Below are 521 nucleotides of genomic sequence, written 5' to 3' on the forward strand. Positions count from 1 at the left end.
GCCCACGCTTGCGTTGACGCTCAGGCCGAACTGGCCGCCGCCATTTCCGCCACCGCCACCGATCGATTGCACGATGATACCGGCCGACCTTTCGCGGAAAGTCTCGACCGAACCATTATAGGTGGCTTCCGTCGCCACGCCCTTGCCGGCCGCGCCGCCTCTTCCCCCCATGCCGAAGCCGGCAATCGCCGACAGTGTGCCGGAAAAGCCGCCATTGCCGCCGCCGCCGCCGACCGACTGCACGATCAGGCCGGCCGAATCCGCGCCGTCCGTGGTGATCGATTGCATCGCGCCATCAGCCGTGCGCAGCGTGACGGCATCGGCATCGCCGCCGCCTGCGCCACTGCCGCCGACACCCACACTGGCGCCGAAGCTGGCAGCGCCGGAAAAGCCGCCATTGCCGCCGCCGCCGCCGATCGATTGGGCAACGATGCCGGTCGACCGATCCCCCGAGGTGTTGACGGTGCCGCCGACGGTCGCGTCGACCACGCCGCCTTTACCCGCCTTGCCGCCACTGCCGC

The 521-nt window shown here is 70.1% G+C and carries 1 pseudogene; it reads right to left on the reverse strand.

Features of this window, described 5'->3' with window-relative positions:
* Positions 1-489: pseudogene (locus tag EN949_RS35595) on the reverse strand (hypothetical protein); the annotation flags it as partial.
* Between the last annotated feature and the right edge of the window lie 32 nt (positions 490-521).

This window comes from Mesorhizobium sp. M7A.F.Ca.US.007.01.2.1 (assembly GCF_003998165.1).
Classification (GTDB): Bacteria; Pseudomonadota; Alphaproteobacteria; order Rhizobiales; family Rhizobiaceae; genus Mesorhizobium; species Mesorhizobium ciceri.